The organism is Campylobacterota bacterium (genome assembly GCA_040752835.1).
Classification (GTDB): Bacteria; Campylobacterota; Campylobacteria; order Campylobacterales; family Sulfurimonadaceae; genus Sulfuricurvum.
The window spans coordinates 25,991-48,275 of sequence record JBFMGG010000005.1 but is presented as its reverse complement, the minus strand read 5'-3'; the positions used below and the strand labels follow the sequence as shown (position 1 = coordinate 48,275).

Below are 22,285 nucleotides of genomic sequence, written 5' to 3'. Positions count from 1 at the left end.
CTTACTCTCCTTCAGTGGTTTGTTTTTGCAGTTGTTCGAGACTGACCAGTTCTTCGGCTTCGAACAGCTTGAGTACGTCGAGAATCATGACGACGTTTTCCTCGATCTGCGCCATCGCGCAGATGAAATCGGTGTCGATATGGCTGCCGAATTTCGGCGGCTCGCTCAGATGCGCCGCATCGATCGAGGCAACCTCTTCGACGCGGTCGACGATAAACCCGATGTTCACCTTTTCGACCTCGACGATGATGATCGCCGTGTGCATGTCGGCTTCACGCCCCTCCATCCCGAAGCGCAACCGCGTATCGACCACCGGAATGATGGAACCGCGCAGGTTGATGACCCCGCGCATGTATTCGGGCGTTTTGGGGACGTTGGTCACCTTCATCATCGCGATGATCTCCTTGATCCGGTCGATCGCGATGCCGTATTGCTCCTCCCCCAGGAAAAACGTCAGGTAACGCTCCCGTCTGGATTGCGCCGTATTGGATTCCATGGCTATACCCCCAGCACCATTTTGATCGATTTGACCAGTTTGTCTTCGCTGAACGGTTTCACCATCCATCCCGTCACCCCGATCTCTTTGCCGGCCATTTTCATCTGGTCGGAGCTTTCGGTGGTGAGGACGATGATCGGTTTGGTTTTGTACCGGTCGTCGGATTTGATGGCACGGGCCAGATCAAGGCCGTTCATCTCGGGCATGTTGACGTCGCTGATGAGGAGATCGAAATTTTCGCTCCCCCCCTGCAGGTTCGCCAGCAGCTCGGCCGGGTTGAGATACGATTTGAACTCGATCGCACCGCTGCCGATCAGCCCCTCCAGCGCCAGTTCCGCCGTTGCGACGACGGCCCTGGAATCGTCTACGATGATTACTCTTTTTGCCATTTATCTGTTTCCTCCTCGGTGGTGTGGGTTAAAAAAATTCGATGTCGTTGTCGTCATCCGCGGCAACCTCCTTTTCGGCGATGATCCCCTCGATCTGCATGCACGAACTGAAAAACGAGCTGTCGAGATAGTGGATGTCGGCGGTGTCCTGGAGTGAAAAAATATGCTCCCGCCACGAGCTCAGATCGCTGCCGAGGTGTTCGAGCAGCATCGTGAGCGTTTTGAGCTTTTTGGGATCGGCGATGATCGCATCGGCGTTCTCTTTTAAAAATGCCCCCAGCGAGGAGAGGGCATACGCCAGCGCGGTGAATTCGAACAGGTTGTTGATCGCCCGGACATAGACCCCCAGCACGTTGTCAGCAAAAGAGCGGATGCTCTGGGCATCGCCGTCGTCTTCGATGATACGGAGCTTTTCGCCCCATTCGACGTCGAGGCTTTCGAGGTCGCGGATCTCGTCGAGAACGTCTCCGCCGATGTCGCGGACGTAATCGACCGCCGAGGTTTTATTGACGAAGCTCTGGCGCAGGAGCACTTTCTCTTCCGAATCGATGACCCGCACTTCTTTGGCGGGCTGCGAAGGTTCAACGCTTGCCGCGGCCTGCGGTGCCGCAGGGATATTCGGGGCGGTAGAGGGCTCGACGGGCGCCGGGGCGGGTTCGAAACCCTTTTTCTCCGACGGAGTCGGCGGGCACGGGGGAAGCGGCTCTTTTTTCGGCGTCGCGGCGGGGTTGGAGATGCGCAGCCGCACGCAGGCGATGTTGCCTCGGCAGATGCAGTCTTCCCCCATGTCAACCAGCAATGCCGAAACTTTGGGGTGCAGTACGATCGGCGCGTCGAATTTCATCGTCACGAAAATCTCTTCGAAACTCTCTTCGACGATAATGCTGAGCGCCTTCCCATCCCGCGTACCGAAACGCATCAGCTCGTAGAAAAACTCCAGCGCGATGTCCACCTTGGTGCAGGAAACCGGGTAGCCGTTTTCGCAGCGGGCGAGAATCCACATCCCGAAATCCATCATCGCCTCCGAATCGGGAACGTCGAAAAGGGTCTTGCAGTGGCGGATGTCGGAGCTGAAGGGGTTGAGGGCTTCCTTTTCCGAAAGCGGTTTGAATTTCCCCTCTTTGGAATTCAGAAACGAAACGAAGTTTTGCAGTTTGAACCGTATCAGGTCCTTGTCGATCGGCTTGTGGATATACGCGGCGATCCCGATCGCGGCCATGTTCTCTTCCATCTGCGGATCGATCACTGCGGTGACGACCATGATGATCGTTTCGGGGTAACGGGCTTTGATCAGGCGGGAGGCTTCCAGGCCGTCCATCCGGGGCATCATCACGTCCATCATCACGATCTGGGGGTGCCACGCGTCGACGATCTCGACGGCTTCGATCCCGTCGCAGGCCTCTTTGATCTCGAATCCTTCCACTTTCCGCGATATGGCGTTGAGGACGAGCCGGTTGTCCTCGACGTCGTCAACTATCAGAAGCTTTATATGGTCCATTCTTCACCTTTTGGGGGAATTTTTTGCGCTTTGAGGGTAAAACGGCTCCCCAGCCCTTCCACCGACCGAACGTCCAGGGAAATCCCCATCGACTGCGCGTACTCTTTGACGATGCTCAGACCCAGCCCCGTCCCGGGGTCCTGGATTCGCGCCTGTTCGAACGGTTCGAAAATCAAAGCGAGTTTATCCTCCGCGATCCCAACCCCGCTGTCGGAAATCTCGATCCGACACTCCTCCCCTTCTTCCTCGACGGACACATCGATGAAACCTTCGGAAGTGAATTTAAACGCGTTGGAAATCAGGTTGGTGATGATCTGTCGCAGTTTCACCGGATCAGAATTTATCCATACCGACCTAACAGTGTTCTTAAACGCATAATTTATTTTAATTTCATGGTTCAGGCTTGAGCAGTTCTCAAAGACCTCCCGCACGAGAGAAACCGCTTCGCACGGGCACATTGCAAACGTCTCTTTTCCTGATCGGAGTTTGGCGAGGTCCAGGAGTGAGTTGATTAGTAACAGCAGGTTTTCGGAATTTTTGTGGGCCCGCTCGAGATAGCGGCGCACCAGTTCGCGGGTCGATTCGTCCCCGAACATCTCGTCGAAATTTTCCAATGCCTGATCGGTAAAGTTGACCACGGCGTTGAGCGGCGTGCGCAGCTCGTGCGATATCTGGTCGAAAAATTTGGTTTTCGACTCGAGGTTCTGGATCGCTTCGGTACGGGCTTTGACCGTCGCGGTGATCTCGTGCCGGATTGAGAGGTACTCGATGATGTCGCCCGCACGGTCACGGACGGGGACCACCGTAGTATCGAAATAATGAATGTTGTCGTTTTTGTCGGCGTTGCGCAGAACACCCTGCCAGATGTTCCCCTCGTCGATCGCTTTCCAAATCGATTCGTAGTAGAGGTCGTTTTCATCCGGCGGGCACAAAATGAGGGCGTTCTCCCCGATCAGCTCGTCGCGTTCGTATCCCAAAGCCGCGCAAAACGCATCGTTGACGTAGGTGAAATTTCCGTCCGGATCGCTGCGGGAAACCAGGTTCGAGACGTTCATCGCGTAATCGTACTGCCGGAGCAGAAACTGCGCTTCGTGCTTATCTTCCACGCTGCTGCGCAACCCCTCTTCGAGCCTGTTTTTGTACCCGATCATCTCGGTGATGTCGGTCATTGTGACGACGTAAATCCCATCGAGCGGTTCTAGTGGGGCGAGGGCGATGTTGAACGAATGGAGTTTTCCGTCCCCCATCACTCCGACGCGGTAATGCTCTTTTTGATCCGAGAGCACGTGTTCGAACCAACGCTTTCCTTCGTACCCTTCATACACGTAACCGTATTTGTCGATCGGCTCGAAATGGCGGGAAAGCCGAAATTCCGGTCCAAACACGTCCTCTCCCAGCCGTCCGAAAAAAGAGGTGAAGCGGTCGTTGGCGTCGATAATCCGCTCTCCGTCGCTGAGGGCGATCAGGTCGCTGACCAGGTTAAAGATCGATTTGTAATAGCGGTAAGCCGGGTCGTTTTCGCGAAGGCGCTGCTTAAGCTGTTCTTTTAACGTCGGCAATGCTGAGCGCCTCCTTGGGAGCTGAAACCGTCGCGCACTGCTTGATAAAACAGGGCGAACCGGCATAAATTCATCGTAAAAAGTATATCCCGTTTTCCGACATTTTTGTCAAAAAACCCGTATACGGCTGCAATGATACCGTTTGTCGGTCACATTTACGTTACACGGCATCATCGGCGCTTCATGTTTCTTTTACGTGGGGATGCTATACTTACGTCATGCAACGACACACCGAAGACCAGATCCGCGCCCAGTTCGTCACTTCACTGATGGAATATTTCAAGATCGAAGAGGACATCAACCTCCGCGCCCACGTTGCCGATCTCGTACGCCACATCCACCCTTCGCAGTACCGTGAATTCTTCCGCCGTCTCTCGGGCGGGGGAATGCCTTTTAAAAACGGGTTTGAAAAAATCGCGCACGTCGCCGCCGAGTTCGAAGAAGAGTCGCGAACCCCGATCGAGCGCGAAGCGCAGGAGCGGACGGCAAACCTCTATCACCTGATGTACGATCTGCGCCGTAACGTCACGCTCGAACGCAATACCGAAAAAAGTGCGCTGGAGCGGTTCGAAGCGATCCGCTTCACCTCGATCCGCCGGGAGGGAGAAGAGAAACCCCTGCTGGACGAAACCGACGTCAACGTCGTCAAAACCCTCGGGAAAAAATGGATTTACGATTACGTATCGCTCGATCGGAGCCTTTTTGAAGCGCGGGTCATGAACGAATACGTCAACGAAATCCTCCGGCGCGAGCGCTCCCGCACCGAAGCGATCGCCGCCCCGCTCAAGGGGAGGCTTCTCAAATCATGATAGTGCTGCCCGCATCGCTGATCGAGCGCAACGATCTGAGCCTGCTCGAACGCGCGCTTCTCCCCCTCATCGCGCTGCATACCCAAAAATGGGGCGAAAAACCGGGGGAAATCGAGGCGTCGGGGCTCTCTGCAACCCTGCGGCACAGCCCCCGCGAGGTGGTCGAAGCGCTCGATTCGCTGGTCAAAAAAGGGATTCTCGTCTCCGCCCGGCGCAAAACCCCCGAGGGGATGATGATGCGCTACGCGTTCGCACCGATCTCCCCCGAACGGACGCCGCTTCCCGAAACCGTTCCGACCGAATACGTCGACAGCAACTATTACCTCAACCTCTCCAACGAAGCGTTCGAAGAGCTGCACGCGTTTGCGCTGGAACTGTGTGACAGAGAAGGGTTGCGGCGCGACGTGTTCGAGGATTTCAACCTCTACCACCGATCCCAGAACCGCCGCTCGTTCGACTGGAAAGCCGAATTCGGGCGATGGGCGCGCAAAGAAGCCTCATCCCTCCCCGCGGTCGCTTCGCGCGAACTCGACGAAGCCAAACCCTCGGGCGAGGAGTTCGAGATGGCGCAGTATTTCATCCGACGCCTCCGGGCGATCGATCCGCAGTTCGAAGAGCCTTTCGACGTCATGAGCTGGGCGAAACAGATCAAACTGCTCATCGACGCACACGGCTATACCCTCCTCGACGTCAAAGGGGTGATCGACTGGCTGTTCAGCGCCAAAGGGGACTGGTTCCGTCCCAATGTCCCCGACGCCTACCACCTGCGCAAGCATTTCAAGCGCCTTGTGGCCTACACCCGCTCCCACCGCGACGGACGGTCGAGGCTTCCGGACGATATCGATCTGTTTGATTTGTACGAACAGCTCCCCTGATCGGGAAGCGCAGAGAAAAGAGAATCAGCGGAGGACGAACTCGATACGGCGGTTTTTGGAACGCCCCTCTTCGGTGTCGTTCGAGGCAACCGGGTCAAGCGCCCCCTTGCCGTTGACGCTTACGCGGGACGCGTCGATCCCCTGCGAAACGAGGTAATCGGCAACGACTTTCCCGCGTGCGGCGGAGAGAATCTCGTTGGTCGCATAAAGATGTTTGAGCCGCTGCGGCGGGATGCTGTCGGTGTAGGCGTTGATCACCACCGACTGATACCCTCCGGCACGGAACTGCCGGACCCATTCGTTGAGGCGGGCTTTCCCCTCTTCGTTGAGGGCGACCACCGAACGGTTTTCAAACAGCTGGAAATTGCGGAAATAGGCCGCGGGGGCGACGCTTGGGGCCACGGGCTTCACTTCGGCCCGGGGTGCTTCAGGCGCGCTTTGCGGTTTGGGCTCCTGAACCTTGGGCGCAGCGACGGCGACAGGGCGCACTTCGGGTTCGGGTTCCCGCGGAACCTGCGGCGCATGGGCGGGCGTCTCGACATCGGCGACGTTCATGTCGCTCTCCGAAGCCCCTTTGACCGCGGAGACCAGCGGCGCTTCGCTCTTCGCAGCCGCTCTGGGCGCGGGTTTGGGAGCCGCCGATGCCATCGCCGGATGGGTCGGAACCTGCCCCGGCTTGAGCCGTTCGAGCTCCATCATGATGCACGCCCCTTTGACGTCCCGGGCGGTGAGGGTGTAGGTGTTCCCTTTACGCTGCCACTGGGGGTTTTTGAGCGGTTTGAGATCCTGATCGAGCCCCTGGTAGCTCCGGACGCCGTACCCTTTAGGGATATTGACGGTCAGGATATTCTCGGCGGTCACACAGTCCGTGCTCGATTTGCAGTCGCCGCCGCTGAGGAGGATCTTGACGACCCCTTTCTCGTCGGAAACGAGAAAATCGTCCCGGTACGCCCGCTGCAGGTACGAATAGCGGTCGGTGTTGCTAAACGACACCTTGAGCGCCCCGTCGCGCAGCTTTTCGATTTTGTGTTCGGCGGGGCGGACGTAGACGATCCGTTCGGGATCGAACCCTTTTTCGAACATGAACCCGTAGTTTTTATTTTTTTCGCCCTGGTAGTTGAAATGGAAAATGCCCTCCGCGAAATCGGGCTCGGGATAAAAAATCATCTCCGAAACGTCCGCGGCGGCGCTGCTCCATCCGAGTCCCAGGCTGATCAATCCGACTGCTATTGTGTTGCGCATACTCACCTCATTGTAATACGGAGATGATACAATAAAGGTGGCTAAATTTCGGTTAAAGGGTCCTTGATGAATCTCCTTTCGCTTTATCTCAACCGCCCCCTCAGCACGTCGATGCTCGAATACGCCCTCGACATCACCATGAGCCGCGGGATCGAAAACGGTTATTATGGCCGCAACGACGCGCTGCACGTGGTGCTGGCCCCCTTTGGCGTCCTGACCCTCATCGCCGAGGAGAAAAAAACCCTCCTCGACGCGCTGGCCGTTCTGGGGATCTCGATGGAGGACCACGAAGAGTTCCTCACCCAGGACTACCCGATTCACATCGACCCTGCCCTCTCCGAGCCGTTTCGCGTTGACAACGAGGCGATCCGCCTGCGTGAAATTTCGACCCTCAATCTCAACGTTATCGCCCTGGCCGTTTCGCAGAGCGTCGGGCTGGAGAAATACGAAAAAAGGCTCAACGCCCTCTTCACCCAGAGCCGCAGGATCGTCGAATCGATCCATACCTATTCGTTCACCCGGCGAAGCCGCCTGATGCAGTTCGCCAAACGGCTCGCCCTCACCCGGCACGACATGGTCAGCAACCTCCTCCTGCTCGACAAGCCCAACATACTCTGGGACAACGAAGAGGCCGAAGCGCTCTACACCCGCATCGCCTTCATCCTCGAACTCTACGACCGCCACGAAACGGCTCTCTCGAAACTCTCGCAGATCAAGGAGGACGTTATGCTCGTCATGGACATCATCAACCACAAAAAAAGCGAATTCCTCGAATGGATCATCATCGTTCTGATCGCATTCGAAATCGTCATGGGGCTGACCGAAATGGCCCAAAAATTGTGATAGAATAGGTTATTTAGCCGAAAGAAGGAGAGAATGTGAACCGGATCATTGTCGCGTTGCTGATGGGGGGAGCCGTTTTGTCGGCGTCCCAGGGGATGAAAATTTACGGCGCCAAATGCGCCGAGTGCCACGGCGGGGACGGTAAAGACGTTTCGGTTTCTGGGAAACCGATCGCCGGCTCCAAAGGGACCTTCGCCAAATTGGACGGCTACAAAAAAGGGACCTTCGGATGGGAACAGAAAGCGACGATGCAGGCCTCGATTGCCGATCTCTCCGACGCAGACCTCAAAGCGGTCGCCGATTACGTCGATACCCTAAAATAACAGCTTTTCGAACTCCGGCGCCTTCAGCGGCGGGCTTTTGTAATACCCTTGATAGAGCGTACACCCTTTCTCTTTCAAGAAAGCAATCTGCTCTTCGCGTTCGCACCCCTCGGCCAATACCTGAAATCCGAGCGCCTGGCCCATCGCCACGATGGCGGTGACGATGGCCATATCGTCGGGGTCGTAGGGGAGATCGTCGACGAAACTTTTGTCGATTTTCAGAACGTCGATCGGAAACCGCTTGAGGTACGAGAGCGACGAATAGCCCGTCCCGAAATCGTCGATCGCGAGGCGTATGCCGTGCGCGCGGAGCGCATGGAGCATCGCCACTGCCTCCTCCTGACGCTCCATCAGCGTACTCTCGGTCAGTTCCAGTTCGAGTCGTTTGGGGTCGTAGCCGGTTTTTCTCAGTGCCTCTTCGACGAGAACGACGATGTTCTGGTAGCGAACCTGGTGGGCCGAGAGGTTGAGTGCCAGCGTGATGCGGTGCCCTTTGTCCAGCCACGCTTTCCCCTGTGCGCACACTTCGCCCAGCACCCATTCGCCGATTTCGCGGATCAGCCCCGTCTCTTCCGCGATCGGGATGAACTGGTCGGGAGAGATGATCCCGCGGTGGGGATCGTTCCAGCGGATCAGCGCCTCGGCCCCGACGATCCGGCCCGTCCCCAGATGGACCTGCGGCTGATAGTACAGTTCGAATTCGTTGTTGGCGATGGCGCGGCGCAGGTAACTCTCGCATTCGATCCGTTTGCGCGCCGAAGCGGTGAGTTCGTCGGTGTAATAGTAATAGGTCCCCCGCCCTTCGGCTTTGGATTTGTACAATGCCGCATCGGCATGCTGCAAGAGGGTGAACGCGTCATCCCCGTGATGCGGGAAAAGGGCGATCCCCGCACTGGCGCCGACATGGATCAGTGCGCCGCCGGAGAGTTTGTAATCGATCCCGAGCATCCCGATCATCTCTTCGGCCAGCCGCCCGGCGTCCTCGGGATGGGAAAGGTTTTCGAGGACGACGGCGAATTCGTCCCCTCCGAGGCGGGCGATCATGTCCCCCTCGCGCAGCCGTGACGTAAACAGCCGGGCGACGTGGCGCAGCAGTTCATCCCCCGCGCTGTGGCCATAGCTGTCGTTGATATCCTTGAAGCGGTCGAGATCGAACATGATCAGGGCGATCTCGCTCTTGGAACGTCTGGCCTGTTCGATGGCGTTTTGCAGGTGCGACATCAGCAGCGCGCGGTTCGCCAGCCCCGTCAGCGGGTCATAGTTGGCAAGGGTTTCAAGCCGCTCTTCGTAGAGTTTTCGCTCGGTGATAAGCTGCACCGTTCCGACCCCCGCGATCAGATTCCCTTCCCGGTCGGTTTCGAGCTGCGCATTTTCGCGGACCCATTTGATCTCGCCGTCCACCACGATGCGATGTTCGATTTCATACGGCGCCCCCTGCAGCGCGGCACGCCACGCGTAATCGACCTTTTCACGGTCCTCGGGGTGGATGACCGACAGAAAAACGTCGTAGTTGAGCGGCACCCCTTTCGAGATGCCGAAGATGCGGTACGTCTCTTCGGACCATTCGAGCAGATCGCGCCCGACGTCAAGCCGCCAGCTTCCGATGTGGGCCAACGCCTGGGCGGTACTGAGATCGGCGTCTTTGCGGCGCAGCGCCTCTTCGGCAAGGACCCGCTCGGTCAGGTCCTGCACGATCCCCACCCCCTTGATCGGGTTTCCGCTCTCGTCGTAAATGAATTCGGCGTTCGTCTCCACCCACCGGATCATCCCCCCCGCGACGGCAATCCGGCACATCGCGTTGTAGGTTCCCTCTTTGAGGGCCGAATACAGCTCCTGCGTCACCCGCTCCCGGTCCTCGTCGACGACCGAGGCGAGCAACGCGTGTACCGAAGGTCTCTCCTCGAAAGAGATGCCGAAAATCCGGCTGCTCTCTTCGCTTCCGGACATCTCGTCTTTGACGATGTCCCATTCCAGCGTCCCGATGCGCGCAAGCGCCTGAACGCGGTCGATCTCCCGTTCGGTCCGCTTTTTTTCGGTGATGTCGCGGTAAAGCGCCATCATGTGGGGAACGCCCCCCAGGTCCACCAGCACGACGTTCACCCAGACATCCAGTATCATCCCCTCTTTGGTCCGGTGCTGCGTCTCGAACGCGTCTTTCCCCTCGCGTTCGATCTTCTCGACGCGCCGACGCGTCTCTTCGGGGGTCTCGATCGCTTCGTAATCACTCACCCGCAATGCGGCGAACTCCTCGGCGCTATACCCGAGCTGTTCGTACGCCGAACGGTTGAACTCGACCGCCTGCATCGTCCGACCGTCGATCAGAACGACGCCATCGGGAAGGGTCTCGAACAATTTGCGGAGCTTGAGGGTACTTTTTTCGATCTCCTCCTTTTCGCTCCGTAATTCCCGTTTACGCTCGTTGATCCGTGCAATGGCGGCACTTTTGCGCTCGATTGTACGGATCAGAAATTCGAAATAGGCGCCGTGCATGGCATGCAGGACGTCGTGGCGGCTGACCAGCCCCTCCAGCGCCCCGTGCGAATCGACCACGATGAGCTGATGAACCCCGTGACGCTCCATCAAGAGTGCCGCTTCCTGCAGCGAAATGTTTTTGTCGACGGTGCAAACGTCCGGGCGAAGCAGCAAATCGACCCGTTCGTCGCCGGCGGTTTCGCCGTGGGCGTAATGGTGGGCGATATCGCGCTCGGTAACGATCCCGCCGGGGCGTCCCCCCTCGAGGACGATCGCGTAATCGCACCGCCGCTCGTGCATCAGTGCCGCAGCCTCGGCAAGGGGCATCCCCGGAGTGATGATGAGCGGTGAATCGCTCATCGCTTCGGCGACCCGCTTTTGTTTCGTCAGGTGTTCAAACCCGAGGTGACGGATAAAATCTCCTTCGCTCACGACCCCCCTGAACCGTCCCGATCCGTCCACGACGACGAGATGGCGAAACCCTTTTTCCTCCATGAGCTGATACGCGTCGTGCAGCTGTACCGACTCCTCGAGGCAATAAGGCTCGGGCGTCATCACCTCGCCAAGGGGGGTCTCGGGGTTCAGGGAATCGGCGACCACGTGCAACGCGTCGTGTTCGGTGAAAATCCCGGCCGGATGGTCGGACGCATCGGTCACGACGACCGAGCTGATCGCCCTTTCGGACATTATCCTAAGCGCTTCGGCAATCGAGCGGTCGGTCCGCAGCGATACGTTTTTCGGTCCCAGCAAAGAACCCAGAGGTATATTCTTCACGGCTCACCCCTCATGGACGACGGTCATGTTCCGTCCCCGATCTTTGGCCGCATACAGGGCACTGTCGGCGCGATGGACGGCCTTTTCGATCGTGTCGTCGGCAAACACTTCCGCCGCACCGATGCTGCAGGTCAGCTGCCCCGCCTGTTCAAAAAAAGTCGCTTCGACCTTTTTGCGGATTTTTTCGCCGATGTCGTACGCCTCCTTTCCCGACGCGCCGTGCAGGAGGAGGACGAACTCCTCGCCTCCCCACCGGGCGAAAATGTCGCTTTCGCGGATACACGTCAACACGGTCCGCGCAAACGTCCTGAGGGTTTCGTCGCCGGCATTGTGGCCGTAGGTGTCGTTGATCCGCTTGAAATAATCCAGATCGATCATCATCAGCACCAGTTTCGCGCCGTCGCGTTTGAGGTTGATCACCTCTTTGGCAAACAGTTCCGTGAACATATGGCGGTTGTGCACTTCGGTCAACGCGTCTTTCGTCGCCAGTTTTGAGAGCTGGAGGTTTTTGTGCTGAAGCACCTGCGTCAGCTCCTCGAACTGCTTGAAATGGTCCCGCATAAGCTGCGACCACTTCAGATACGTGCGGGCGATCAGGTCCTGCTGGTTGACGACTCCTGCGACCACCCCCGAATCGTCCGTGACGACGATCCGCTTGAAATGGTTTCTTTTCAGAAACTCCAGCCCGTCGTTGATCGATGCGCGGGTCCCCAGTGTAAAGACCGGTGAGGACATCTCCGCTTCGACGGGGAGCGTATGCAGATCCTCTTTTTCGATCAGGCGCAACACGTCCTTCGAAGTGAGAATGCCTACGGGAAGATCGTCTTTTTGAATGATGACGCAGTCGTTCGGGGCGTCTTTGAGATACTCCAGCACCTTGATGACCGGCGTATCGGGGGCGAAACTTTTGTAACCGTATTTTTTGTCCAGCAAGGTTCCGATCTGGAGGGAATCGAGCACGATCTGCGGATCGACGCTGCTGATGATGTCGCTGTTGGTCACGAGACCATAGAGGCTCCCGTCCTCGTTACAGACGCAAATGTGCTCATCCTGCTCGTTGGTGAGGTTCAGGGCGTTGACGATGTTGCTTTCGCGGCTGATCAGGGGCAGTGGGCGCAAAAGGACCCGGAAAAGAGGGGTATCAAACCCGATCCCCTCCAAACGGAGGCGGATAATGTCTTTCGAGGCGAGGATGAAGTGCTGGGGGCCGTCCACGACGATGACGCTCCGGTGATTGTGTTCGTGCATCCGGTTCAGTGCCGTCTGAACGCTCTCCTTGATGTCGACGGTAATGACGTTCGTCGTCGCGATCAGTCCCAGACTCGGAAAAAACATTCCATCCCCTTTCTTTAGAAAAGAGAATTATACCGTTTGCCGGTTACAAACCCGCTAAAACTACCGTATTTTGACCAGCACCCGGCGTTTGCAGTCGCAATCGCCGAAATATTCCCAGCGCTCTTCGTAGAGGGGGCCATAACGCTCCTCCACCCGTACGATTCGCGCATCGCGCTGCACCGGGTGCGCGGCATCGGAGAGGCGATAGGCGATCACCCCTCCGATCACGATCGGAACGGCCCAGCCGGCGCCGTGGTGGTGCACTCCGTGATGCGCAGGGCGCAGGACATGGTGGCGACGCCCGTCCGCCTGTGCGGCCGTCGAAATCAATGCGGCGGCGGTGATCGCCGCGGCGAGGACAAAAAGAGGTTTCATCGAAAGCTCCTGTATTCAAGATGGTGTCATCTTCGCAAACCGATGTGAAGCGATTGTGAATAGTTGGCTATAATTGGCCCCGAAAGCACACAAGGACGCAACATGGATACCGCTACCGAGCATCGTACATGGATCAACCTCAAAAGCATCCTCAAAGAACGGCTCAGTATCACTCAGGATATGGCCGATGACGAAGTGATCGACGAGCGGATCCGCAGCGAAGTCGAGATGCGGGGGGCGACCCTGTGGATTTTGATGTTCGCTATTTTCGTCGCTTCGATCGGGCTCAACGTCAATTCCACCGCCGTCATCATCGGGGCGATGCTCATCTCCCCGTTGATGGGACCGATCATGGGGATCGGATACGGTGCCGGGATCAACGACTTCTCGCTGCTGCGCCGCTCCTTTGTCAGCCTCAGTTTCGCCACGATGGTGGGGTTGCTCACCTCCACCCTCTACTTCCTGATCTCGCCGCTCGATACCGCCCATTCGGAATTGCTGGCCCGCACCACCCCCACGGCGTGGGACGTTCTGATCGGGTTGTTCGGGGGGCTGGCGGGAATCGTCGCCATCACCCGCAAAGAAAAATCCAACGTCATCCCCGGCGTCGCGATCGCGACCGCCCTGATGCCGCCCCTGTGTACCGCGGGGTTCGGCCTCTCAAGCGGCAACTGGGAGTTTTTCTTCGGAGCGTTTTACCTCTACACGATCAATTTCGTCTTTATCGCCCTGGCGTCGTTCATCGTCGTCCGGGCCTTCAACGTGGCGGAAAAAAAATACGTCGATCCCGCTCTGGCGGTGCGGGCGCAGCGTTATATCGCCGCCGCCGTCCTCATCACCTTGCTACCCAGTTCATACCTGGCGTACCGCCTCGTCGGCGAAGAGGTGTTCAAGGCCCGCGCTTCCCAGTTCGTCGCCCAGGCGTTCAATTTTAAAACCACGAACGTCGCACAGGTAAAAATCGATCCGAAAACCCGGGAGATCAAGGTGTTCCTCATCGGGGAATACGTCCCGCAAAACAAGCTCCAGGAACTCCGCGAAGGGATGGAACGCGAAGGGTTGGGGAAAGCCTCGCTCAACGTCTACCAAAACACCAACGGCCAGAGCATCGATCTCTCGAAACTCAAAACGGGAATCATCACTGACCTCTACCAAAACAGTCAGGTCGCCCTCCAATCGCAGAACAAAGAGATCCAGGCCCTCAAAGAACAGCTGCGCCGACACGACGAAGAAAACGCCCTCTTTCAGTCGGTCCCCGCCGAGCTCAAAACCCTCTTCCCCAAAATACGCGAAGCGATCCTCTCGAAAAGCTACGATCCCTCCGCCCTCGACGAGAACCGGAGTTCGACCGTTTTACTGCTCAACCTTCGGGCGGCGGGCAGACTCTCCGCAAAAGAGCGCCGGGACATCGAAGCATGGCTGAAAATTCGCGCCAAGCATGAGAACGTTTTGGTCCTCATTCGCTAAAATAAGGGAATCAAACGAGGAGTGCAGATGCGGACGATTTGGATTTTTGGGACGCTGCTGGGCGTTTTGGCGTGGGGAAATCCGCAGTGTTACGTCGAAGGCTACCCCGGCCTGGTCGCTTCGGCGAACGATAAAGAGCTGATCCTCAAAAACGGTACGGTTTATCCCTTCCGCACCGATAGCCCCAAAGGAACCTGGGACGAAAAAATCAACAACGCCGACCTCTCGACGCAGCTTGAGCAGCGTTACGATGCAGGGGGGAGCGAAACGCCGCCCCCCTACCTCTTCGATCCGGGACGGTTGCGGTATCAACCCTTTTTCCAGGCGCTTTACGGCAAAGACCGAAAAGAGATCGAAAAGAATCTCGTCACCGTCGAATGGCCGACGCTCAAAGGGAAAACGAAACTTCAGGTGAGCCGGATCGGGGGGGTGGACCGAAAGCTCTACGCCATCGGCCAGGAGATCGCCAAGCTCCCGAAAAAAGAGCGCGTCTGGGCCGAAGGGGCGGCCACCTACTGCTACCGCGTCATCAAGGATACCGACCGCCTTTCGATGCACAGCTTCGGGATCGCCATCGACCTTGCACCCGCCGCGACCCAGTACTGGAAAGACGAGGCGTCAGCCGAAACGGCCAAAATCGGGTACAAAAATACGATGCCCCTCTCGATTGTGAGGATTTTCGAAAAGCACGGCTTTATCTGGGGAGGGCGGTGGTACCACTACGACACGATGCACTTCGAATACCGCCCCGAGCTGCTCGCCCCTTCCTGCGTCGCGAAAAGCCGTTAGGAACGACCGTGGAGCGGTGGATGAGACTCGCGGTCGAAGAAGCCGCACGCGGGATGGAACAGGGCGAGGGCGGCCCTTTCGGAGCCCTCATCGTCAAAGACGGGATTCCCATCGCTTCGGCACATAACGAAGTGCTCGCCGCGAACGATCCCACCGCCCATGCCGAAATGCTCGCCATCCGGCGCGCTTCCCAAGCGCTGGGGACATTTGATCTCTCCGACTGCGTCCTCTACACCTCCTGCTACCCCTGCCCGATGTGCCTGGGGGCGATCCTGTGGGCGCGGATCCGAACCGTCTACTACGGCGCGTCGACGGAAGACGCCGCGCGTGCGGGGTTTGACGACGCCCGTTTTTACGATGCGCTGGCCAACCCCGCCTCCGCACTCGACCTCCGGCCGGTCGATTCGCCCGAAGCGGCCCGGCTCTTTTTGCGATGGAGCGACAAACCCGACCGCACCGCGTATTGATGTGACCGTTCCGTAACCTGCACGGTTTAGACTGTCGCACTTTTTCACAAGGTGCGTCCATGTTCTCACTCCGCCCATTTCGGGTCGCCTCACGCCTCTCCATCCGCCAGAAACTCACCCTCATCGTCGCCCTGACGCAGCTCTTTGCGATCATCGCCATCGGGATCGGGATTCTGGGAATGGTCCTCTCCAACGCGTCGCTCTCGACGATCCACGAACAGAGCCTCACCCCGCTGCAGCAGCTTCGCTCGTGCAAAAACGATATCGACGCCGTCGTCCTCAAAACGGCAACCGACCTCTCACAGGGGGTCGGCGATTTTGCCGCCGCTTCGGTCGCGGTACGCCAAGCCAAAGCGCACCTCCACCACACCTGGAATACCTATACCCAAGGCTCCCTCACCCCCGCCGAACGCGAACGGCTCGACGAGGCAAACACGGCAATGGAGAGGGCCGAACGCTCCATCGCTCTCTTGGAAAACGCGATCGCGAAAAAAGAGCTGATGAGCATCCTCGACCTGATCCAAAGCGATTTCCCCTACTCGCTCGATCCCGCCGATCAACGGCTCGATGAACTGATCGAACTCCAGATCGCCAATGCCGATCGTCTCTACCTCGCGGCGCAGGACGAATTCAACCACACCCTCATCCTCATCGGGATCACCCTTCCTTTGGGGATGGTCGTCGTCTTCGCCATCCTGCGCCTCATCACCCGCGACCTTCTGGCCAAAATCTCCGACATCGCCCTCATCGCCCATCGCCTCAAAACGGGCGATCTGACCCAGCGGATCGACGCGGAGGGAAGCGACGAACTCTCCGTGGCGGCATCGGACATGAACGGTTCGATGGCGGAACTGCAAAAGATACTCCGCGACATCCAGACAGCATCGTCCGAAAGCCTCTCTACGGCCCAGGAACTCAACAATGTCTCGGCCGCCATCCGTACACGCCTCGAGAGCGGTTCGTCCGATATCGCCCGAACCCACGATCAGATCCTCACCCTCCAATCCATCGTCGACACGTCCGCACGTTCGGCGCGCGATACCAACGCCAAAATGGAAGAGGCCGCCGAAACACTGATCCGGGCCGACGGTGAAATCGTACGGATGAACGGCGACATCCAGACCGTCGCGCGGATGCAGCAGGAACTCTCAAGCGAACTGCAAACCCTCTCGGCCGAAGCGCAGGAGGTCAAAGGGATCCTCGACATTATCGGCGATATCGCCGACCAGACCAACCTCCTCGCCCTCAATGCCGCGATCGAAGCGGCGCGCGCCGGGGAACACGGCCGTGGATTTGCCGTCGTCGCCGACGAGGTACGCAAACTGGCAGAGAGGACCCAGGAAAGCCTCCATCGCATCAACGGCACGATCAGCACGATCGTCGAGGCGATCACGGGGACGAGCAGGAACATGGAAAAATCGGCCGGGTCGATTCTCATCGTCTCCCGCGATTCCCAAAATGTCCAGCAGATGATCAACGGCTCCTCACGCCTCATCTCGGTAGCCGCCCAGAGCGTTCGCGACTCAAATGCCCACCTCATCACCCTCACCGAGGGAATGCACCTCATTTCCGGACGGATCGACTCGCTCAACCTCCTGGCGGCGTCCAACGCGACGAGCATCCGCGAAATCAGCGACGTCGCCTTCCGCCTCGATCAGAGCACGACGCACATCAACGGCAAACTCTCGCGCTTCCGGACTTAACCCAGGAATTCGATCACTTTCTCCGCCGGGCGCCCGATCACGGCGCGGTTCCCCTCGATGAGGACAGGGCGCTCGATCAGGCGCGGATGCTCCGCCAACGCGTCGATGAGCGTCGCCTCGTCAGTCACTTTCGCCAGTTCGAGCTCTTTGTAAAGCTCCTCTTTGGTGCGCATCAGCTCCCGCGCCGAAATCCCAAGCTTTTGGAGCAGCGCTTCGATCTCTCCGCGGCTTGGAGTCTCTTCCAGATATTTTACGACACCGAAATCGCACCCTTTCTCTTCGAGAAGTTTGAGCGCTTCACGCGATTTGGAACATTTGGGATTATGCCAGACGGTAATCATAGGGGCCTCCGTTTTTAAATGCCATTATAACCCACCCGTAACACTCAAAAAAAACTTAAATTAATTCATTAGATAATTAACGTAAATGTAACATTGTTTTCGGATAATCGTACAATTAAAAATTCTCAATCAAGGAGCCGAAAGAAGAAAAGACGTCGCAGAAACACCACACAATCACGCTCCGCCCGCCCTGCGAATTGGACCTCTCAGGCGAGCGGAAAATCGTATTGCATAGCAACGTTACATTATAGCGTTTTTCCGCTGTATCTGCGACGTTGCCGTGCATACAATCTAAAATAAAAAAGGATATGTATGTTCGATTTTCCCATATTCGAAATGCCCACGATCGGGCTACGGATGCTTATGGCGATTAATGCGATCATCCACGTTTTCGTCTCGCACGGCGGAGCGGTAGGAGGATCGGTCGTTCTCGCACTCGCCGCATGGTGGGCCAACAAACGCAACGACATGGCTTCGTATGAAACTGTCTACCGTTTGCTCTTGGTCTTTTTTATCATCACAACCTCCGTCGGAGCCCTTACCGGTATCGGTATGTGGATTCACGCCAACATCATCAGCCCCAATGCTATCGGGGGACTCATCCGCGTCTTCTTCTGGAAATGGTTTATCGAGTGGATCGTATTCAACTTCGAAGTTGTCTTGCTCCTTTTCTGGTTCATGACCTGGAAAGAGAAAGCGCTTACTCCCGAAGGACGTGCCAAATCGGTCAGATTCGGGGTATTTTACGCCGCATCGTCATGGGTTACCATGCTCATCATCACCGCCATTTTGGGCTTTATGTTGACTCCGAATTTCGACGGCCAGCCGTGGGTCGATCCGGAAGTCTATCCGGGCAACGTCAACTACAATAACGCCCTCTTCAACCCGACGTGGTTCCCCGGACTGGCATTCAGAACGTTCAGCTCCATCGCGTTTGCCGCCGCACTCGCCATCATGTGGACATGGCTCATCACCGCGTTTAGCAAAGACGAAGCGATCCGTAACACCCGCGAAGGGCTGATCAAACTGTTCGCCAAAATCATGATTATCACCGTTCCTGTCGGTGCGGCACTGGGGTACTACTACCTCCTCCAAATCCCCGAAGCGGCGCGTGCCATGATCCCGACGGCGATGATGACCCGAGCATTCGCCGATAAAATGGATCTGATGTACATGATTATCAGCGGTATCGGCGGTGCGGTCGTTGTGACCACGATTATCGCCTACTTCTCGCCGAAACGGATGCCTTATATCGCTGCGACCTTAATGGTCAGCGCCTTCTTGCTCTTTTGGGGTTACGAAGAGCGTACCCGTGAGTTCATCCGTAAACCGTTCTTGATTTACAACTACATGTACGCCAACGGTATCCGTGTTACCGACGTACCGTATCTCAACAAAGTGGGTATCCTCAAACACGCCGTCTTCGTCGATGAAGAGAAAAAAGTGATCAAAGAGGATAAATCCAATCTTGTGGAAGTGGGTCACACCATCGCCCAAATCGAGTGCCGTGCCTGCCATACCGAAAACGGGATCAACGGTCTCAAAGCGCTCACGGCGGGATGGAGCGAAGCGGCGATCCGCAACCGTATCAACAACCTGCCGGGCGGGGGAACCCCTTATATGGCTCCGTTTGTCGGAACCGAAGCGGAAAAGGACGCGTTAGCGGCCTATATCGCATCACTTAATAAAAGAGGAGAGATCAAATAATGAACTGGAAACTCCCTTTTGACATCCCCCTCGTCGTTCCGACGATGGGACTTCCGGGCTGGTTTTTCGATACCCTCGGGATTATCGTATTTGTTGTGCACATCGCATTTATCTATACCCTCATCGGAGCATCGACCGCGTCGGTCCTCTACAACATTACCGGGGTATTCAAAAAGTCCAAAACGGATGATTTATTGGCATATAAAATGACCAACCCCACCACCATCAGTGAAAATATGGGGGCATTGTGGGGGGTCGCTCCGCTGCTCGTTATTTCGGTTCTTTATACCGGATTTTTCTATACGGCGATTCTCAAAGTTTCTCCGCATATTTTGCATATCATTTACGGGAACATCTTTGCGTTCTTGCTCTCGTATGCGTACAAATTCAGCTGGCATTCATTGCACCATCACAAAGGGTTTCATATCGCAATCGGTCTGGTTGCTGTATTGACGTTCTATACGTTGCCTCCGGTGTTCATGTCGATGTCCAACCTCTATTTGCAGCCGGAAACATTTGCAACGGTTCAAAACATCTGGGACATGATGCTCACCCCGCTTACGGGCTTCCGCCTACTTAACTTTTTCCTCACGGCGTTTAGCTTTACGGGGATCGTGATGATCTATTTGGGCGTCAAATGGGTCAAAGCGGGCGGTGAAGATGCCGATGCGGGACGCTTGGCGATCGATCAGGGTAAAAAATGGTTTATGTGGGCGGCACCCGTCAACATCGCAATCTTGCCGTTGGTATTCTTCGCATTCAGTCCGCGCATCAGCGAAGCGTATATCCATACGCCGTTCGTGTTCGCACCGTTCGCCGCATCGGTGGTGCTCACCATCTTGTTCTTCTTCCTCCTCAAACGCTTCGGCACAGCAGAGATGAACATGGGGGATGCGACCAAAGCGGTTGTGTTGATGCTCGTCGCAGTATTGTTGATGGCGACCGCCCGTCACGGTATCCGCGTCGTGAGCTTCGAAGAGCCGCTCAAGCTCCAGGCCGAAGCGACCGAAAAATACATGACCGACGTTATCACCGAATACAAAGCGTACAAAGAGGAGATGAAAAATGCTCCGGCAGTCATTCTCGATCCGGCGGTATCGCTTGCCGATTCGAAAGGGTGTCTGGCATGTCACAGTGTCGATACGGCGCTCGTAGGACCGTCGTATAAAGAGGTTGCCGCCAAAGGTGAAAGCGCTGATACCCTCACCGCATCACTCAAGAACGGCTCAACGGGTAAATGGGGTGAAACTCCGATGCCTCCGCAAAATGTGACCGACGAAGAGGCGAAAACCCTCGTTGAGTGGGTGCTGAAACAAAAATAACAACCAATTTCTCATCCCCGACTATACCGGGGATGACAACATAACTATCCTGAAAAGAGAACCTAATATGCCTAAATCGACCTCCTTAAAGATTCAAATCATATTCGGTTCTCCTTTGAGAATACTCCCTTTTTTTCTTTTGTCTTTAGCACTTTTCGGTGCACCGCTATCGCTCAAAAACGCCCCCTATTATTCGCCTAAAGCCTCTGCTTCCATCGTCATTTTCTACACTTCATGGTGTCCGCCCTGCAAACGAAGCTTGACCCTTTTGGATGAAATACACACATCTCATCCCCGCCTCTCTATCCATCGTGTCTTAGTCGATGATAGCGAGAGCCAAAAGCGGGCTTTGCCGTTCGGTCTGGCTCAGAGTGTTCCCCTGATCCTCGTCGCCGATCATGAGGGAAATATTGTCAAACGGTTCAAAACTTTGCCAAACAAAACCATTTTTTCTGACCTCGTCGGACGCCTCGAAGAGGGACGCTTAGAGAATGGAACCCTCCCCATCGATCAGCGACTCGATACATGGAAGATGGATCGGAAGGGGATGTGATGCGGTTTTTACGTGAAAACAGAGCATTTTTAGCTCTATTCATCCCTTTTATGGCGATTCCGTGGATCACCATCGGCGATTTCCATCTTTTGCTATTCAATTTCCCTCATGATCGTCTGGAGCTGTTCGGTTTCGCCCGTGAAATGAACACCTATGCCCTTATCGGGACGTTCATCCTCATCGCCGTAGGGGTTGCCCTCATCTCTGCTCTGACCTTATCCCGCTTTTATTGCGGAACGCTATGTCCCAACACGTTTTTCGCCCATCTCCTCACCCTCTTTGGCAAAAAGAAAAATTCGCTCCCCTCCAAAGTGATCGGGTTGAGCATCCTCACCGCGCTAGCTTCGATGCTGGCATTTTCAGTAGTGGCGTATGGGATAAGCACCGATGAGTTGATCGGTGCCATAACAGATCTCTCCTTTGCGGGATGGCTGGTTATCACCCTCTCGCTCCTGATGATTGCGGAGGTGTATATGGTTCAGGGGTGGTACTGCGCCTATCTCTGCCCCTATGGGGCGACGTGCGTGATACTCCCCATACAGGATCGTTTGAGCTATACCTTTTCCGATCCTACCGACGATTGCACCGATTGCGGAGGCTGTGTCAAAATCTGCCCTATCCCTAATCTCGATATACGAGATGGATTCGATCTACGCTGTATCCAGTGCGGGCTTTGTGAAGTGGCATGCGAAAAAACCTTTGCGAAATCCCCTATAGACTCACTGATCCATCAGGATCAACGCTCTATTTTACGTGCAGGAGGGAGAGACAAAGGATTATTATTTGCTCTCGCAGCTACCCTTCTTTTCATAATAATCGGCTCATTCTACTTAATCGACTCTGAGCGGCTCGAATCGTGCCGACTAGAAAATACGGCTCTATATTAATGAATACTTAATACCAAAGAATAATACTTATTATTTATCTATTTAACACTAATGTAACA

General features: G+C 56.2%; 21 protein-coding genes. 12 read left to right on the top strand and 9 right to left on the bottom strand.

The features are described 5' to 3' along the window. Position 1: 1 nt before the first annotated feature. Genes AB1763_03420 through AB1763_03405 form a run of 4 tightly spaced genes read right to left on the bottom strand, consistent with a single transcriptional unit; the run spans position 2 to position 3,942 of the window. Positions 2-496 (bottom strand): chemotaxis protein CheW, encoded by a 495-nt coding sequence (locus AB1763_03420; GenBank protein MEW5831869.1) that lies wholly within the window; start codon positions 494-496, stop codon positions 2-4. Between the two features lie 2 nt (positions 497-498). Continuing rightward, positions 499-885, bottom strand: a complete 387-nt coding sequence (locus AB1763_03415) for a response regulator (protein ID MEW5831868.1) — start codon at positions 883-885, stop codon at positions 499-501. Positions 886-913: 28 nt separating this feature from the next. Beyond that, on the bottom strand, positions 914-2,383 hold the full coding sequence (locus AB1763_03410) for a response regulator (protein MEW5831867.1): 1,470 nt from the start codon (positions 2,381-2,383) through the stop codon (positions 914-916). Further along, positions 2,371-3,942, bottom strand: coding sequence for an ATP-binding protein (locus AB1763_03405; GenBank protein ID MEW5831866.1), 1,572 nt, complete (start codon positions 3,940-3,942; stop codon positions 2,371-2,373). The genes AB1763_03410 and AB1763_03405 overlap by 13 nt, the downstream gene beginning before the upstream one ends. A 218-nt stretch (positions 3,943-4,160) precedes the next feature. Between AB1763_03405 and AB1763_03400 the strand changes: the two genes are divergently transcribed. Both AB1763_03400 and AB1763_03395 read left to right on the top strand, forming a co-directional pair. After that, complete coding sequence (locus AB1763_03400) at positions 4,161-4,751, top strand: hypothetical protein (protein ID MEW5831865.1); 591 nt, start codon at positions 4,161-4,163, stop codon at positions 4,749-4,751. After that, entirely contained in the window at positions 4,748-5,626 is an 879-nt protein-coding gene (locus AB1763_03395; protein ID MEW5831864.1) for a hypothetical protein, read from the top strand. The genes AB1763_03400 and AB1763_03395 overlap by 4 nt, the downstream gene beginning before the upstream one ends. A 24-nt stretch (positions 5,627-5,650) precedes the next feature. On the opposite strand, the gene AB1763_03390 is transcribed toward AB1763_03395, so the two are convergent. Further along, positions 5,651-6,868, bottom strand: a complete 1,218-nt coding sequence (locus tag AB1763_03390) for an OmpA family protein (GenBank protein MEW5831863.1) — start codon at positions 6,866-6,868, stop codon at positions 5,651-5,653. A gap of 66 nt (positions 6,869-6,934) precedes the next feature. Between AB1763_03390 and AB1763_03385 the strand changes: the two genes are divergently transcribed. Together AB1763_03385 and AB1763_03380 are read left to right on the top strand one after the other, a co-directional pair. Beyond that, entirely contained in the window at positions 6,935-7,711 is a 777-nt protein-coding gene (locus AB1763_03385; protein ID MEW5831862.1) for an RMD1 family protein, read from the top strand. A gap of 35 nt (positions 7,712-7,746) precedes the next feature. Beyond that, positions 7,747-8,034 carry a c-type cytochrome gene (locus tag AB1763_03380; protein MEW5831861.1) on the top strand — a complete coding sequence of 96 codons (288 nt, stop codon included), beginning with the start codon at positions 7,747-7,749 and terminating at the stop codon, positions 8,032-8,034. Here AB1763_03380 and AB1763_03375 read toward each other — a convergent pair. From AB1763_03375 to AB1763_03365, 3 genes are read right to left on the bottom strand one after another with little or no spacing between them, the layout of a single operon-like run. Beyond that, positions 8,026-11,280, bottom strand: a complete 3,255-nt coding sequence (locus AB1763_03375) for an EAL domain-containing protein (protein MEW5831860.1) — start codon at positions 11,278-11,280, stop codon at positions 8,026-8,028. The genes AB1763_03380 and AB1763_03375 overlap by 9 nt on opposite strands. Before the next feature lie 3 nt (positions 11,281-11,283). Continuing rightward, on the bottom strand, positions 11,284-12,615 hold the full coding sequence (locus tag AB1763_03370; protein ID MEW5831859.1) for a diguanylate cyclase: 1,332 nt from the start codon (positions 12,613-12,615) through the stop codon (positions 11,284-11,286). A 60-nt stretch (positions 12,616-12,675) separates the two neighbouring features. Continuing rightward, complete coding sequence (locus AB1763_03365) at positions 12,676-12,990, bottom strand: hypothetical protein (protein MEW5831858.1); 315 nt, start codon at positions 12,988-12,990, stop codon at positions 12,676-12,678. A 102-nt stretch (positions 12,991-13,092) separates the two neighbouring features. Here AB1763_03365 and AB1763_03360 point away from each other — a divergent pair, with 102 nt between their 5' ends. From AB1763_03360 to AB1763_03345, 4 genes are read left to right on the top strand one after another with little or no spacing between them, the layout of a single operon-like run. Continuing rightward, positions 13,093-14,457, top strand: coding sequence for a DUF389 domain-containing protein (locus AB1763_03360; GenBank protein MEW5831857.1), 1,365 nt, complete (start codon positions 13,093-13,095; stop codon positions 14,455-14,457). Between the two features lie 27 nt (positions 14,458-14,484). Beyond that, positions 14,485-15,246, top strand: coding sequence for a M15 family metallopeptidase (locus AB1763_03355; GenBank protein MEW5831856.1), 762 nt, complete (start codon positions 14,485-14,487; stop codon positions 15,244-15,246). Positions 15,247-15,266: 20 nt separating this feature from the next. After that, complete coding sequence (locus AB1763_03350) at positions 15,267-15,713, top strand: nucleoside deaminase (GenBank protein MEW5831855.1); 447 nt, start codon at positions 15,267-15,269, stop codon at positions 15,711-15,713. Between the two features lie 59 nt (positions 15,714-15,772). Continuing rightward, entirely contained in the window at positions 15,773-17,416 is a 1,644-nt protein-coding gene (locus AB1763_03345; GenBank protein MEW5831854.1) for a methyl-accepting chemotaxis protein, read from the top strand. Here AB1763_03345 and arsC read toward each other — a convergent pair. After that, entirely contained in the window at positions 17,413-17,757 is a 345-nt protein-coding gene (gene arsC / locus AB1763_03340; protein ID MEW5831853.1) for an arsenate reductase (glutaredoxin), read from the bottom strand. The two genes, AB1763_03345 and arsC, sit on opposite strands and share 4 nt — an antisense overlap. A 312-nt stretch (positions 17,758-18,069) precedes the next feature. Between arsC and AB1763_03335 the strand changes: the two genes are divergently transcribed. The 4 genes from AB1763_03335 (at position 18,070) to AB1763_03320 (ending at position 22,226) form a co-directional block, all read left to right on the top strand. After that, positions 18,070-19,464 carry a cytochrome c gene (locus AB1763_03335; protein ID MEW5831852.1) on the top strand — a complete coding sequence of 465 codons (1,395 nt, stop codon included), beginning with the start codon at positions 18,070-18,072 and terminating at the stop codon, positions 19,462-19,464. Continuing rightward, positions 19,464-20,786, top strand: coding sequence for a c-type cytochrome (locus AB1763_03330; protein ID MEW5831851.1), 1,323 nt, complete (start codon positions 19,464-19,466; stop codon positions 20,784-20,786). Before AB1763_03335 ends, AB1763_03330 begins: the two co-directional genes overlap by 1 nt. Positions 20,787-20,925: 139 nt before the next feature. Next, positions 20,926-21,339 (top strand): thioredoxin family protein, encoded by a 414-nt coding sequence (locus AB1763_03325; GenBank protein MEW5831850.1) that lies wholly within the window; start codon positions 20,926-20,928, stop codon positions 21,337-21,339. Continuing rightward, positions 21,339-22,226 (top strand): 4Fe-4S dicluster domain-containing protein, encoded by an 888-nt coding sequence (locus AB1763_03320; protein MEW5831849.1) that lies wholly within the window; start codon positions 21,339-21,341, stop codon positions 22,224-22,226. The genes AB1763_03325 and AB1763_03320 overlap by 1 nt, the downstream gene beginning before the upstream one ends. Positions 22,227-22,285: the final 59 nt, after the last annotated feature.